The organism is Phyllobacterium brassicacearum (assembly GCF_003010955.1).
GTDB lineage: Bacteria > Pseudomonadota > Alphaproteobacteria > Rhizobiales > Rhizobiaceae > Phyllobacterium > Phyllobacterium brassicacearum.
Genome location: NZ_PGGO01000001.1, coordinates 221,607 through 236,341 on the forward strand (window position 1 = coordinate 221,607; position 14,735 = coordinate 236,341).

Below are 14,735 nucleotides of genomic sequence, written 5' to 3' on the forward strand. Positions count from 1 at the left end.
GTTACGCGCGGGCAGGTGAAACAATGTGCTCGCGGCCAAGTGCGCCAAAGACGGCCTGCACGATGCCGGCGCTGTCGAGGCCCGAGCGGGCATACATTGCCTCCGGCTTCGCATGATCGAGATAAAGATCCGGCAACGTCAACGTGCGAACGCGCAGGCCATTGTCCAAGAGGCCGTCCCGGCTGAGGAAATGCAGCACGTGGGAGGCGAAACCGCCGATCGCGCCCTCCTCTACTGTGATCAGAACTTCGTGCTCGCGCGCCAGACGGCGAACCAACTCCTCATCCAATGGCTTGGCAAACCGTGCATCGACAACTGTTGTGAAAAGTCCTGCTGCATCGAGTTCTTCGGCTGCGGCCAGGCATTCATGGAGGCGCGTTCCGAAGGACAAGAGCGCGATCTTCGAACCCTCACGTACAATCCGGCCCTTGCCAATCTGTAGGACCTGTCCGCGCTCCGGCATGTCGACCCCGACGCCATCACCGCGCGGATAGCGGAACGAGATCGGACCCTCATCATACTCGGCCGCCGTCCGCACCATATGACGCAGTTCGGCTTCATCCGAGGCGGCCATGACAACGAATCCAGGCAATGCAGCTAGAAAACCGGTGTCGAATGATCCAGCATGGGTCGCTCCGTCAGCACCTACGAGGCCAGCACGGTCGATCGGAAAGCGCACGGGCAGGTTCTGCAATGATACATCATGCACGACCTGGTCGTAGCCGCGCTGTAGGAAAGTCGAGTAGATCGCGGCGAATGGCTTGAAACCCTCGCTTGCTAGACCGGCCGCAAATGTCACGGCATGTTGTTCGGCAATGCCGACGTCAAAAGTGCGACTGGGAAACACGTCGCCAAAGAGATCAAGACCGGTGCCACCCGGCATCGCCGCGGTGACTGCAACAATCCTGTCGTCATGCCGGGCTTCCTCAATCAGGCTCGTGGCGAAAACCTTCGTATAACTCGGCGCATTCGCTGGCGGCTTGGCCTGCGCGCCGGTGATCACGTCGAACTTGTTGACGCCGTGATATTTGTCTGCGGCCGCCTCGGCAGGGGCATAGCCCTTGCCCTTCTGCGTGACGACGTGGATCAAGACCGGTCCGTCCATGGTGTCGCGGACATTCTTGAGTACGGGCAATAGGTGATCGAGATTGTGCCCGTCGATAGGCCCGACATAATAGAACCCGAGCTCCTCAAACATAGTACCGCCAGTCCAGAAACCACGCGCATATTCTTCCGAAAGCCGCGCCTTCTCCTGCAGGAATTTCGGCAGTTTTTTCGCAAGCTGTTTGGCGGTCTCACGAAACGAGCGATAGGCACGCCCTGAAACAAGACGCGCGAGATAGGCACTCATTGCCCCGGTTGGCGGAGCAATCGACATGTCATTGTCGTTGAGAATGACGATAAGCCTTGCATCGAGCGCGCCGGCATTGTTCATCGCCTCATAGGCCATGCCGGCCGACATTGCGCCATCGCCGATGATTGAAATAACGTTGCGCCTGGTACCGGAGAGGTCGCTGGCAATTGCCATGCCAAGACCGGCCGAAATCGACGTGGACGAGTGGGCGGCACCGAAGGGATCGTACTCGCTCTCGCTGCGCTTGGTGAAACCGGAGAGACCGCCCTCCTGCCGCAGCGTGCGAATGCGGTCGCGCCGCCCGGTCAATATCTTGTGCGGATAGGCCTGGTGGCCGACGTCCCAGATAATGCGATCATGCGGCGTATCGAACACGTGATGCAATGCGACAGTCAGCTCTACTACACCGAGGCCGGCACCAAGATGCCCACCGGTTGTCGACACCGCATCGATCAGCTCGGTCCGCAGCTCCAGTGCCAACTGCGATAAGTCGGATTCCGGCAGCTGACGCATATCTGCGGGGGCATTGACGCGATCAAGTAGCGGTGTCTCAAAATTCTTGGGCAAAGCGCAGGTTCCAGTTCCAAGCTCAATTCTTGCGAGAGGTCCCTAAAGGAAAACCATCAAACCAGCAAGAAGCAGAGAATCGTCGGCTCTCACGTCAATTTTCAGGCAAGGGTATGAATTCTTCCTCGTCACCCGGCACGATATCGAAACGCCCGGAACGCCATTCTTCCTTGGCCTGCTCGATCCGCTCCTTGGACGAGGAGACGAAGTTCCACCAGATGTAGCGCTTCGATAGCAAGGCGGCTCCGCCGAACAACATGAAATGCGCCCCTTCCAGCGCATGGACGACGATTTCGTCGCCCGCGCGGAACACCAACAGACGGTCTGCCGGGAACGTTTCGCCAGCAACCTTGACCGATCCATCCAGCGTGTAGATGGCCCGCTCCTCCGCCGCGTTGGCCGGTATCTGAATGTGGCTTCCGGGCTCCAATCGGATATCGACGTAGAGCGTTTCCGCATGCTGCTTCACTGCAGAACTCGCGCCATGAAAGTTTCCCATGACCACGCGGGCTTCCATGCCGTTTTCATGCAACACGGGCAGTTCACTTACTCCGGTATTGGCGAAAGCCGGATCAATTTCTTCCAGATGATCGGGCAGTGCCAGCCATGTCTGCAGGCCGGAAATCGGCAAAGGCTCCGTGCGCAATTCTTCCGGTGAACGCTCTGAGTGGACGATGCCTCGACCTGCGGTCATAAGATTGACGTCACCGGGCCTGATGACCATTTCGGTCCCGAGGCTATCCCGATGACGAATATTGCCATCGAACAGATAGGTCACGGTTGAAAGGCCTATATGCGGATGCGGCCGGACATCCAGTGCGTCAGTCGGGCGGAGAATCGCTGGTCCCATGCGGTCGAAGAAAATGAAGGGCCCAACAAGTCGACGCTTGGCGCTCGGCAATGCACGGCGCACCTCAAGTCCGCCAATGTCGCTGGTGCGCGGAATGATCAGCGTCTCGATCGAATCGACGGCTGTCGCGTCACCTGGTTTCGGGTCTGGGCAGGGGAAAAAACTCATGACCGGTACTCCGGGGATTGTCGGAGCTCCAGCATATCCGCTTGGGACAGGGCTGAACAGCGTGGTTTGATGTCACTCCGGGTCGAGCGGCTCGGTACCTACAGGTTCGCCGTTGCGGCCAACGCGGATCTTTTCCACCTTGTCCTCGGCGGCGCGCAACAAAGTATCGCAGTGCTTCTTCAGCGCCTCGCCACGTTCGTAAATGCGGATTGATTGTTCGAGGGGCACGTCACCGCGTTCCAGATCATCGACGATCTTTTCCAGCTGATCGAGCGCCTGTTCAAAGCTCATGGCGGCGATATCGGAATTGTTTTGTACGTCAGCCATGCTCAACCTTCCATCATGCGTCTGATATGGGCACCCGCCGAGAGCGACATCCCCTTGAGGTCGTACCCGCCTTCCAGCAGGCTGACAAGACGGTTTGATGCGAAGCTCCCAGCTCTTTCCATGAGAAGGCCTGTCGCCCAGTCAAAATCATCTTCGTACAAATTGATTTCAGCCAAAGGGTCCCGGTGATGTGCATCGAACCCGGCGGAAACGATGATCAGCTCCGGTTGAAACGCGTCGAGCGCCGGCAATATGCGCGTGTTGAAAGCCTCGCGGAAATGGTCACTGCCCGTCATGGGGCTGAGCGGCGCATTGACGATGTTTCCGGCACCCGTCTCGTCCTTCGCACCGCTTCCAGGATACAGCGGCATCTGATGTGTCGAGCAATAGAGCACGGACGGATCGTCCCAAAAGATATCCTGCGTGCCGTTGCCATGATGCACATCCCAGTCAACGATCGCGACGCGCATCGCACCATGCGCCTTCTGGGCATGGCGAGCGGCAATTGCGGCGTTGTTGAACAGGCAGAAGCCCATGGCTTTGTCACGCTCCGCATGGTGACCAGGCGGACGCGATGCAACGAAGACATTATCCGCCCTGCCCTCGAAAACATCATCGACGGCGGCGTTAGCCGCACCAATTGCCGTCAAGGCAGCTTCCCAGCTTTTTGGGCTTACGGTCGTGTCGGCATCCACGCGAGTCAGTCCCTCTTCGGGGATCGTATTGCGCACCCGGTCGAGGAACGATTCCGGGTGGGCATAAAGTATGGTGGCTTCGTCACCCAGTGGCGCCTGAACGCGATCCAGCGCATCGAAAGCACTGTCCTCCAGCACCTTGTCCAGCGCGCGCAGCCGGTCCGGCCGCTCCGGATGACCAAGCGGCGTCAGGTGCTCAAGGTAAATCGGATGCGTGTAAAGACGGGTAACCATGAGAACTTTCTGCAACGGCAAAAGGGCATCAGCATGGCCAACATGGCCATACCCAAATCTTGCACCATCGCCTCGCGATCTTACAAGCGCGAAGTGAGAGGCGTTTTCAGCACGAGAGCAAGACGTGCTTAGGCGGCCGCCAGCGCCTGCGCCAAATCGGCGATGAGATCGTCCGGATGTTCGATGCCGATCGACAGCCTGATGGTCGAATCCAGCACGCCGATGCGCTGGCGCACTTCCACCGGGACACCCGAGTGGGTCATTGTTGCCGGATGGCTGGCGAGCGATTCAGTGCCGCCCAGACTGACCGCCAGTTTAAGGATCTGCAGCGCATTCAGGAACTTGAATGCTGCAGGCTGACCGCCATGAATATCGAAGGAGAAGGTCGAACCGGCCCCCGTACATTGCGCCGCAAACGTTCGGCCAAGTGGCGACGATGCGTCGTGGTACGGCAGGTAATGGATTTTATCGCATTTGGGATGTTCGCGCAGGAAGTTGGCGATCAGCAAGGCATTGTTGTTGGCCTTTTCCATACGAATGCCGAGCGTTTCGAGTGAACGCCCGAGCATCCAGCAGGAATGCGGATCGAGCTGCGTGCCGATCGCGCCGCGCAACGCCTTCACCTGTTTCATCACTGCCTTTGATCCAAGTGCAGCACCGGCGATCAAATCGGAATGGCCGCCTACATATTTGGTCAGCGAATAAATCGAGATATCCGCGCCATGCTCGATAGGGCGCTGGAAGACAGGGCCTAACAAGGTGTTGTCGCAGGCAATTATCGGGCGATGTCCTTGTTTCTCGCCGATTGCTTCGGCAATCCTCCGGATCATCGCGACATCGACGAGGCTATTGGTCGGGTTGGCCGGTGTCTCGATGAGAATTACCGAGATGCGACCCTTTTGCATCGCCTCTTCAGCTGCGGCCCGCACCGAATCCTCGTTCACACCATCGGCAAACCCAACCGCCGCAACGCCCATGTTAAGGAACGTCCGGGCAAGCAGGGTTTCGGTACCGCCGTATAGTGGTTGCGAATGCAGGATCGCATCCCCAGGGCGAACGAAGGCGAGCAGGGTTGTGGCGATAGCCGACATGCCGGAGGAAAACAGTGCACAGCTTTCAGTACGCTCGTAGACGGCCAGGCGGTCCTCGACGATCTCGCTATTGGGGTGGTTGAACCGCGAATAGACCAGCCCCGCCCCCGTGCCAGCTGGTGGTTCACGCCGTCCGGAGACAAAGTCGAAGAAATCACGTCCCTCTTCGGCGGATTTGAACACGAAGGTGGAGGTCAGGAACACAGGCGGCTTGACAGCTCCCTCTGATAATTCCGGGTCATACCCGTAATTGAGCATCAGCGTCTCAGGATGCAGTGCGTGATTGCCGATATGTGTCTTGGAGGGGTGGGGAGCGGTCATGGCAGTCTCCTCGCTGGTATGAAGCTTCAACCAGCGAGATTATAGCAAAGCTTGCGACCAATCCTTGCTATTTTGACCGACATACGGACGGAAAATGACACCCGCGATCGGGGCTAAATAATATCTGTCTTGGTGATCTGAATGCCGAAGCCTTCCAGGCCAACATAGTGCCGTTCACGCGAAGACAACAGCCTTATCGAGGTGATGCCGAGATCCTTCAAAATCTGAGCGCCAAGCCCAATCTGCCGCCACTCTTCCTCCCGTACCCGCGCTTCTGCATGGGCTTCGCGATCCCGCAGGTTCGTACGGTTACGGTCATCATCGCGACCGACGCCTACCGAACCTTCGCGCAGGTAGACAATCACCCCACGCTTTTCCTCAGTCAGGCGTTTCATGATGCTCTCGAGTGTGTTGCGTGCCCCAAATACGTCACTAAGAACATCCTCGCGCTGCAGGCGTACCGGAACATCCTCGCCATCGCGGATATCGCCATAAACTATGGCGATATGGTGCATTGGCTCCCATGGCAATGCGTAGGTGATCGCCTTGGCGTTGCCAGCACAGGTGTCAATCTCATACTCGCCGATGCGCTCTATCAAAGTTTCCTTGCGTTGCCGGTAAGCGATCAGATCGGCAACTGTAACTTGCTGCAGCTTGTGCGTTTCGGCGAAACTCGCGACCTGAGGTCCGCGCATGACCGAGCCGTCGTCATTGACCAGTTCGCAGATGACTCCTACCGGCGGGAGCCCGGCAAGCTTGCACAGATCGACAGCCGCTTCTGTATGCCCGGAGCGCATCAGCACGCCGCCCTCACGGGCTACGAGGGGGAAAATGTGGCCAGGACGAACAAAATCCACCGCGCCCGAATTGGGGTTGGCGAGATTGCGAACCGTAAGCGTGCGGTCGTCGGCAGAAATGCCGGTTGTCGTGCCATGCTTATAATCGACAGTTACGGTGAAGGCCGTTGAGTGGGGCGCGTCGTTGTCGGCCACCATCGGCGCAAGGTTAAGGCGGCGCGCGTGATCACGCGGCATTGGCGTGCACACGATGCCGGAGGTGTGGCGTACGATGAAGGCCATCTTTTCCGGTGTGCAGTGAACCGCAGCAACGATCAGGTCGCCTTCGTTCTCGCGTCCGTCATCATCCATGACGACAACGATTTCGCCGCGTTCGAAGGCACGCAGGGCATCAACCACCCGTTTCTGATTGTAAGCCATGCTAGAGCCCTTTATTAAATGCGGCCTGTCTGGCCGCGATGTCTGAGATAATGATCAGCAATGGCACAAGCCACCATTGCTTCGCCAATTGGCACGGCGCGAATACCCACGCAAGGATCATGCCGGCCTTTGGTCATGACATCCACCTGGTTGCCGTCCGCATCGATGCTGCGGCGCGGCGTCAGTATGGACGAGGTCGGCTTGACTGCAAAACGTGCGACGATCGGCGCGCCGCTGGAAATACCACCCAGTATACCACCAGCGTGGTTCGACAGGAAAATCGGCGTGCCATCATTGCCCATGCGCATTTCGTCGGCGTTTTCCTCGCCAGTAAGCTTGGCCGAATCAAATCCGTCGCCGATCTCCACACCCTTCACGGCATTGATCGACATGAGATAGCTGGCAATATCCTGATCAAGCTTGCCGTAGATCGGAGCCCCAAGGCCCGCCGGAACATTTTCCGCGACAACTTCGATCACCGCGCCGATAGACGAGCCCGCCTTGCGGATGCCATCAAGATAAGTGGCGAAGGTTTCGACCGAGCCGGCATCGGGTGTGAAGAACGGATTGTTATTGACCTCGTCCCAATCCCAACGACCTCGGTCGATCGAATGAATCCCCATGCCTACCAGCGCGCCGCGAACGACGAGCCCGGGTACAACCTTGCGCGCGATAGCACCGGCCGCGACACGGGCAGCGGTTTCGCGCGCCGACGAGCGGCCGCCGCCGCGATAGTCGCGAATGCCGTATTTCACATCATAGGTGTAATCGGCGTGGCCCGGTCGATACTGGCGGGCAATATCGCCATAATCCTTTGAACGCTGGTCGGTATTCTCGATCATCATGGATATCGGCGTTCCGGTCGAGATCATGGTGACGCCGTCATCCTGCAACATCACGCCTGAGAGAACGCGCACCTGGTCGGGCTCCCGCCTTTGTGTCGTATATTTCGACTGTCCCGGCTTGCGTTTGTCGAGATAAGCCTGAATTTCGGCCTCCGTAAACGATATGCCGGGAGGGCATCCGTCCACCACGCATCCAAGCGCAATGCCATGGCTTTCGCCCCAGGTGGTGACACGAAAAAGATGACCGAACGTATTATGCGACATGTGCGTACCCGACGTTTTGTCAGGGGGTTTTATGAGCGTTTACTCTTGTGGTCAAATCCGCCGCTGAATTTCCTTTATCCTGACAAAAAAAGCAATTGTTTTGCCACAAATGGGCGTTCTAACTGCAGCCCTGACCGGCACACCGATTTGATATAAAGAGGAAATCAAATGCGCTTCATCGTAGCAACATTCATGTTCGTCGCTTCCCTATTCCCGGTCGGTGCCCTTGCGGACGATGCGCAAGGCAAAATCACCAATATCGATGCGGATAATTCCACGATCACACTCGATGACGGCAAAGTCTACAAACTGCCAGGTGAATTTGATTTGAGTGTCATCGAAGAAGGCATGAAGGTCACCTTGATGTTCGACGTCGTCGACAAGGAACGCTTCATCACCGACATCGAAGAGACGCAGGAATAACGGCCAGCGCGAATCATCCGCTACAGCCAGGTAAGCTGGCGGTGCTCTAATCGCAGAATGTGGTCCTGGGTGATAGCAAGATTCGCTGCGTCGTGCCCGTCCATCCCTTTCACGAGCTGGAAAATCGTTCGCAGGCAACCGCCATGCGTAACGCAGACTGTGGGCTCCTTGACCTCCGACAGCCAGCTCGCCACCCGCACACCGAGCATTGAATAGCTTTCAGCCGTGTGACCGGGCGGCACGAAATTCCACTTGTCCCTGGCCCGGGCCTTGACCAGCTCGGGCGTCTTGGCTGCAATATCCTGGAGCATGAAGCCTTGCCAGTCGCCAAAATGGACTTCCATCAACCGCGGATCCGTGTGGTAAGCCTTGGGATCAACGCCCATGCGGGTCCTGATGCGCTCCATTGTCTCACGGGTACGCCGCATCGGGCTGGCAATGAAGTCAAAGCCTGTGCCATCGCCGATCAATGATTTCATCAGATCGCCATTGCGATCGGCCTGCGCCCGGCCTCGCGCATTGATATCGACCTCCGCCTGCCCCTGGATCCGTTCAGTCGCGTTCCAGTCTGTCTCGCCGTGACGCGAGAAATAGATCAACGTGTCAGGCGAAATCACTTGCGGGTCAATCCTTGACGACTGAAATGTCCGGAGCGTCCACGGCCTTCATGCCAACGACGTGATAACCACTATCGGCATGATGTATCTCGCCGGTGACAGAGCGAGAAAGGTCCGAGAGGAAGTAAAGTCCGGCATCGCCAACTTCTTCGATGGTTACGGTACGGCGCAATGGGGCGTTATACTCGTTCCATTTGAGAATATAGCGGAAGTCACCGATCCCCGAGGCCGCAAGCGTCTTGATCGGCCCTGCCGAGATCGCGTTGACCCGAATATTGTCCGGACCGAGGTCAACCGCGAGATATTTGACGCTTGCCTCGAGCGCGGCCTTCGCAACACCCATGACATTGTAGTTCGGCATGACCTTCTCGGCGCCATAATAGGTTAGCGTCAGAATAGAACCGCCATCCGTCATCAGCTTTTCCGCGCGCTTGGCGACAGCTGTGAGCGAATAGACCGAAATCAGCATCGTCTTGGTGAAATTGCCTTCCGACGTGTCGACATAGCGGCCGGTTAGCTCATCCTTGTCGGAGAAGCCGATGGCATGAACGACGAAATCGAGTTTGCCCCATTCCTTTTCAAGTGCCGCAAAGCAAGCATCGATGGTCGACGCATCCGAGACATCGCAATGGCCGCACAGGAAAGCACCGAGTTCCTGAGCAAGCGGCTCGACGCGCTTTTTCAACGCATCGCCCTGATAGGTGAATGCAAGTTCGGCACCGGCATCGCGAGCGGCCTTGGCAATGCCCCAGGCGATCGACCGATTATTGGCGACACCCATAATGAGGCCACGTTTACCCTGCATCAAACCAGTTTTGGCGGTCATATACCAACCCTTCATGAGACTTGTGATTGATGTGCGGTATCGCACAGCCCGCGCCGGGCTTCAAGCACACTGTCAATGCCGTTTTGGATTTTCAGTGACTGGTGTCGCGCAAGAACGCTTCCAGTGCAGGATCGCCATTTTCCGGCAACATGATGCGAACGTGCGCGAACAGGTCGCCATGGCCGTCGGGCTTCTTTGGCAAACCTTTGCCTTTCAGCCGCAAAACGCGATCGGAACTGGTCCAGGGCGCCACTTTGACAGCAACACGACCGTTCAGAGTCTCGACCTCCTGCCGCGATCCAAGTACGGCATCACGCAACGGCACGGGGAGATCGATGTGGAGATCCCTGCCCTCGACACGGAATTTGGGGTGCGGTTTGAACCGGACTGTGACCAATGCGTCACCTGCGGTGCCGCCAGGAATGGCTTCTCCCTGGCCCTTCAGCCGAATCGTCTGGCCGTTTTCGACCTGCGCCGGAAGCTTGATCGCCAACCGTTTTCCGTTGGGGAATACCGCTTCGACCTTTTCGGCTCCTGCGGCCTGCTCGAGCGAAATGTCGATGGTTGCCTGCAAATCGGCGCCTTTGCGGGGCCCGGCGCGCCGCGCACCTCCGCCAAAACCGCCCATGCCGGCCGTTTCGCCAAACAGACTGCTCAAGATGTCTTCGGCGCCGAAGCCGGCATTGCCACCCGTTCCACTGCGAAACTCAAAGCCGCCAGCCCGCTGACGCCCGCCGCCGAACCCGGCAAAGGGATCGCCCCCTCCGCCTGAGAAACCTTCAAAACCGTGTGGAACCCGCTGTTTGCCTTCGGCGTCGATCTCGCCGCGATCAAACTGACCACGACGTTCCTTGTCGCCAACGATCTCGTAGGCCTGGTTGATCTCTGAAAATTTGGCCTGCGCTTTCGGGTCATCCTGATTCTGGTCAGGATGATATTTCTTGGCGAGTTTGCGAAACGCCGATTTTATTTCTTCAGGCTTCGCCGTCTTGGCGACGCCCAGTACGCTATAGGGATCGCGCATGTGTCTGCCTTTCCTCGCAAAAGCGAGATGCCTTGGGATTCCGCAGCTATATGTTCATGAATAGGAAGAAATTCCAGAGATTTGAAGCAAAAAAGCGCAAGAATGGTATCAGATTTACAACCGGCTACATCGGCGCGAAGGATTTCAATGTCCACTGCCCGCCATTCTGCATGCAGGTTTCACCCTTATAAAGCATGACACCATCAAATGATTCGCGTGAAGTCTGGAATTCCCGGCAAAGGCCGCTTTCATCCTTCTTCTCAGCAATGGCCGTTATGGTTCCCTGACTACCGGTTTCAGGATTGGACCACGGAACCGGCTTGCTGCCCCATTGCGTGAAATTGAGAGCCGAGACAATGTTGCGCACTGTCGTTTGGTCAGATGAACCCTTCATGTCGACGGATTGTGCCGGAGCAACCGATCCGGTTACCGTGGCCTGGTCTGGAACCGCTTTCTCGATGCCGAAGTCCTTCATGGCGCAACCGGAAAACAAGCACAGGGCAATGCCTAGGGCTAGGCCGTGGCAAGGCCCGCGCCAATGCAGTTTTGTTGCACTGAATTTCTTGCTATCAGATCGTAGAAACGCCAAACACATGCCTCTCTTTAACAAGGTCAATCCGAAATGACTATGGGACTATGGATTAAATGAAGTTAACAACCGATGACTTCACAGAGAAATCCGAGCCGTTGGCTCTCTTCGACGAATGGCTGGCAGAAGCCGCAAAGGCTGAGCCCAACGACCCCAATGCTGTTGCGCTGGCAACTGTTGACAGCGATGGTTTGCCAGATGTTCGCATGGTACTCCTTAAGGGATTCGACAGCCAAGGATTTGTTTTCTATACTAATTTCGAGAGCCAGAAGGGTCAGGAAATCCTGGGATCCATGAAAGCCGCGATGTGCTTTCACTGGAAATCGCTTCGCCGTCAAGTCCGCATCCGCGGTCCTGTCGAGATCGTCAGCAAAGAAGAGGCCGATGCCTACTATGCAACGCGCCCTCGCGGCAGCCGCATTGGCGCTTGGGCATCAAAGCAATCTCGACCACTAGAAAGCCGGTTTGCGCTTGAAAAGGCCGTAGCCGAATACACCGCTCGTTACGCTATCGGCGAAATTCCACGGCCCGACTATTGGTCGGGATTTCGCATTCGTCCAACGTCGATTGAATTCTGGCAAGACCGGCCGTTTCGCTTGCATGACCGCATGGTCTTCAGCCGTGATACGCCGGAAGGCGACTGGGGCAAGACCAGGCTCTATCCTTAGAACCGTAATCAGCCCTTCTTACGTGTGAGAAAGGCCATTAATGCGCCGCGCGCCTCCTCCGACTGGAGGCGCTCGGCAAAAAGTTTTGCCTCGAGCTTGATACGTTCGACAGCATCTTGCCGTGGCATGTGCAGCAGATCGCGTGAAATCTGCATGGCTTCCGGTGGCTTTGCTGCTATCTCGGCCGCCACGTTCAACACGGTGCTCTCCAGCTCATCCGTTTCTACCAGTTTGTAGACCAGCCCGGCCTCTTTGGCTTCGACCGCGTGCAAGCCTTCGCCCATCGCCAGGAACGCAAAGGCCCTTTGATGCCCCATCAATGCGGGGCCCAACAAACTGGAACCCGCTTCTGGTACCAGTCCGAGATCGACAAAGGGCGTCTTGAAATATGATTGCGGCGTCGCGAACGTCAGATCGCAGTGGAAATGGATCGTGGTTCCGATGCCGATGGCAAGGCCGTCAACGCCTGCCAGAAGCGGCTTCTTGGCATTAACAAGTGTAATCAGAAAATCGATGACTTCGCTGCCCATATTTCCGCTGGTGGCAAAAGCCATGAAGTCCTGCAGGTCGTTGCCGGCAGAAAAGGCTCCTGGCACGCCAAAAAACACGTGAGCGCGAATCGAAACGTCGGCGTCACCCTCGACGATCGCCTTGGTCATCGTCGCATACATTGCGCGGGTAAGAGCGTTCTTCTTGTCCGGCCGGTTCATGCGGATGATCTGGACAGCGCCATGGCGCTCGATTTGAATATGGTCTGACATGGATCTTCCTTATGAAGCGAGGGCCGAACGCGCGCCGAATAAACTGGCAGCGCCATGAATGACGCGGTCTTTTAGCGCTGAAGTTTCGGACAGGAGGTTTTCCGCGAAGAACCGCGCCAACGCCGTGCGTCCAGCTTGCTCGCTGCCCAGTGCACTCTTTGCAAGGTACGTCGCTCCGGCGGCGAGACCGAAAAGCCGCAGATAGGGCGTGGCTCCGGCGAATGCCGCGCTGATTTTGCCCTTGGCAAGCGCCTGCTGCAGCCAAAGGCTCGTCGTCTCCAGATCTTCCAAACTCGCCAGCAGGCGTTGTCCGGTTTCTCCAAAATCTGCACTGTTAGATGCGGCCACAGACTTCGCTACCGCGCGCAGCTCTGCGACATACGTTTTGATGTGCTCCCCGCCGCCCAGCGGTAGTTTGCGCTGGACGAGGTCAATCGCCTGGATGCCGTTAGTCCCCTCGTAGATGGGGGCGATACGTGCATCACGAAGCAATTGCGCCGCACCAGTCTCTTCTATGAACCCCATGCCGCCATGGACCTGAATGCCGATCGATGCCACATCGACGCCGACATCCGTCGAGAACGCCTTGGCGACCGGCGTCAGCAGATTGGCGCGATCAGCCCAGTGCCGGGCATCATCGCCCGTTCCGGATTTAGCCATGTCGATCGCGTGGGCACAGGCATAGGCAATGGACCGGGCTGCAGCCGTGAGCCCCTTCATCGTCAAAAGGTTACGCTGCACGTCCGGGTGCTCGATGATCGGGCTCATGCCCTCGCCGGTCCAGCCAGGTGCACGCATCTGGCGGCGCTCCTCGGCATAGGCAAGTGCCTTCTGATAGGCGGCCTCCGCAACGGCCACGCCCTGGATGCCCACAGCGAGGCGGGCATTGTTCATCATGGTGAACATGCAGGCCAGACCCCTGTTTTCCTCGCCGACAAGCCAACCGACGGCACCCGGCTTCTTGGCTCTGGCGAATCCGTCGCCATAGATCATGGTGCATGTCGGAGAGCCGTGGATCCCCATCTTGTGTTCGATGCCACCGCAGAAAACATCGTTGCGCGCGCCCAGTGAGCCATCTTCATTCACAAGAAATTTTGGAACCAGAAACAACGATATGCCTTTGGTGCCTGCCGGAGCATCAGGTAGCCGGGCCAGAACCAGATGGATGATGTTTTCGGTCAGGTCGTGCTCGCCATAGGTGATGAAAATCTTGCTGCCGAAGATGCGGTATGTGCCGTCCTCGGCCCGTTCCGCCCGCGTCCGCAGGGCACCAACGTCGGAGCCAGCCTGCGGCTCGGTCAGGTTCATCGTACCCATCCATTCGCCTGAAACGAGTTTTGGCAGAAAAGTCTGCTTCAACTCATCGGTTGCGTGCGCTTCAAGCGCTTCGATGGCGCCGAGTGTCAATGTCGGTCCAATGCCGAAGGCCATCGAGCCTGAGTTCCACATTTCGAACGTCGCGATCGCCAGCATCATCGGCAGGCTCTGCCCGCCAAATTCCTCCTTGCCGGTCAGGGCATTCCAGCCACCGGAAATCCATTCCCGGTAAACTTCCTTCCAGCCGGGCGGCATCGTGACGTCGGCATCCTTCAGAGGGGTGCCATGCTCGTCGCCTATCTGGAGCAGCGGGGCGACCCGGGTCGAGGCAAATTTTCCGGCTTCTTCGAGGATGGCATCAACAAGATCGTCCGACAGATCACCAAGCCGGCCTTGCGCGATGGCATCGTCCAGCCCGGCGACTATCTTTAGCGTATGGGCGATTTCCTCGACGGGTGCGCGGTACATGATCACAGTCTCCTCATGCAGTGATGCTTGTTGCGGGCCGCACATTGCAACCGACAGGGCTTTCAAGGCAAGTGTATTTTTACGTAAACGTAAGATATTTTCTCTGACC

The 14,735-nt window shown here is 57.5% G+C and carries 15 protein-coding genes; 2 read left to right on the forward strand and 13 right to left on the reverse strand.

Going from position 1 to position 14,735, the window contains the following annotated elements:
- Window position 1: 1 nt before the first annotated feature.
- The 7 genes from dxs to aroC all read right to left on the reverse strand — a co-directional run bounded on the left by dxs (window position 2) and on the right by aroC (window position 7,933).
- Window positions 2-1,867 (reverse strand): 1-deoxy-D-xylulose-5-phosphate synthase, encoded by a 1,866-nt coding sequence (dxs, locus tag CU102_RS01090; RefSeq protein ID WP_245425130.1) that lies wholly within the window; start codon window positions 1,865-1,867, stop codon window positions 2-4.
- Between the two features lie 148 nt (window positions 1,868-2,015).
- On the reverse strand, window positions 2,016-2,939 hold the full coding sequence (locus CU102_RS01095; RefSeq protein WP_106709115.1) for a pirin family protein: 924 nt from the start codon (window positions 2,937-2,939) through the stop codon (window positions 2,016-2,018).
- A gap of 72 nt (window positions 2,940-3,011) precedes the next feature.
- Window positions 3,012-3,266 carry an exodeoxyribonuclease VII small subunit gene (locus CU102_RS01100; RefSeq protein WP_106709116.1) on the reverse strand — a complete coding sequence of 85 codons (255 nt, stop codon included), beginning with the start codon at window positions 3,264-3,266 and terminating at the stop codon, window positions 3,012-3,014.
- 2 nt (window positions 3,267-3,268) lie between these two features.
- Window positions 3,269-4,195, reverse strand: coding sequence for a histone deacetylase family protein (locus CU102_RS01105; protein ID WP_106709117.1), 927 nt, complete (start codon window positions 4,193-4,195; stop codon window positions 3,269-3,271).
- A gap of 128 nt (window positions 4,196-4,323) precedes the next feature.
- Window positions 4,324-5,607, reverse strand: a complete 1,284-nt coding sequence (locus CU102_RS01110; RefSeq protein WP_106709420.1) for a cystathionine gamma-synthase family protein — start codon at window positions 5,605-5,607, stop codon at window positions 4,324-4,326.
- A gap of 113 nt (window positions 5,608-5,720) precedes the next feature.
- On the reverse strand, window positions 5,721-6,824 hold the full coding sequence (gene ribB, locus CU102_RS01115; protein WP_106709118.1) for a 3,4-dihydroxy-2-butanone-4-phosphate synthase: 1,104 nt from the start codon (window positions 6,822-6,824) through the stop codon (window positions 5,721-5,723).
- A gap of 14 nt (window positions 6,825-6,838) precedes the next feature.
- Window positions 6,839-7,933, reverse strand: coding sequence for a chorismate synthase (gene aroC / locus CU102_RS01120; RefSeq protein ID WP_106709119.1), 1,095 nt, complete (start codon window positions 7,931-7,933; stop codon window positions 6,839-6,841).
- Between the two features lie 168 nt (window positions 7,934-8,101).
- On the opposite strand from aroC, the gene CU102_RS01125 reads away from it, so the two are divergent.
- Entirely contained in the window at window positions 8,102-8,356 is a 255-nt protein-coding gene (locus CU102_RS01125; RefSeq protein WP_106709120.1) for a DUF1344 domain-containing protein, read from the forward strand.
- 20 nt (window positions 8,357-8,376) lie between these two features.
- On the opposite strand, the gene CU102_RS01130 is transcribed toward CU102_RS01125, so the two are convergent.
- The 4 genes from CU102_RS01130 to CU102_RS01145 form a co-directional block, all read right to left on the reverse strand.
- Window positions 8,377-8,970 (reverse strand): histidine phosphatase family protein, encoded by a 594-nt coding sequence (locus CU102_RS01130; protein WP_106709422.1) that lies wholly within the window; start codon window positions 8,968-8,970, stop codon window positions 8,377-8,379.
- A gap of 10 nt (window positions 8,971-8,980) precedes the next feature.
- On the reverse strand, window positions 8,981-9,799 hold the full coding sequence (gene fabI, locus CU102_RS01135; RefSeq protein WP_106709421.1) for an enoyl-ACP reductase FabI: 819 nt from the start codon (window positions 9,797-9,799) through the stop codon (window positions 8,981-8,983).
- 91 nt (window positions 9,800-9,890) lie between these two features.
- Window positions 9,891-10,823, reverse strand: a complete 933-nt coding sequence (locus CU102_RS01140) for a DnaJ C-terminal domain-containing protein (RefSeq protein WP_106709121.1) — start codon at window positions 10,821-10,823, stop codon at window positions 9,891-9,893.
- A gap of 124 nt (window positions 10,824-10,947) precedes the next feature.
- Window positions 10,948-11,298 carry an RT0821/Lpp0805 family surface protein gene (locus tag CU102_RS01145; RefSeq protein ID WP_106709122.1) on the reverse strand — a complete coding sequence of 117 codons (351 nt, stop codon included), beginning with the start codon at window positions 11,296-11,298 and terminating at the stop codon, window positions 10,948-10,950.
- 170 nt (window positions 11,299-11,468) lie between these two features.
- On the opposite strand from CU102_RS01145, the gene pdxH reads away from it, so the two are divergent.
- A complete protein-coding gene (pdxH, locus tag CU102_RS01150; protein ID WP_106709123.1) occupies window positions 11,469-12,080 on the forward strand; it encodes a pyridoxamine 5'-phosphate oxidase in 612 nt (203 codons plus the stop codon).
- Window positions 12,081-12,088: 8 nt separating this feature from the next.
- Here the strand turns inward: pdxH and CU102_RS01155 are convergent, their stop codons facing one another.
- A complete protein-coding gene (locus tag CU102_RS01155) occupies window positions 12,089-12,841 on the reverse strand; it encodes a crotonase/enoyl-CoA hydratase family protein (protein ID WP_106709124.1) in 753 nt (250 codons plus the stop codon).
- 9 nt (window positions 12,842-12,850) lie between these two features.
- Window positions 12,851-14,626 carry an acyl-CoA dehydrogenase family protein gene (locus tag CU102_RS01160; protein WP_106709423.1) on the reverse strand — a complete coding sequence of 592 codons (1,776 nt, stop codon included), beginning with the start codon at window positions 14,624-14,626 and terminating at the stop codon, window positions 12,851-12,853.
- Between the last annotated feature and the right edge of the window lie 109 nt (window positions 14,627-14,735).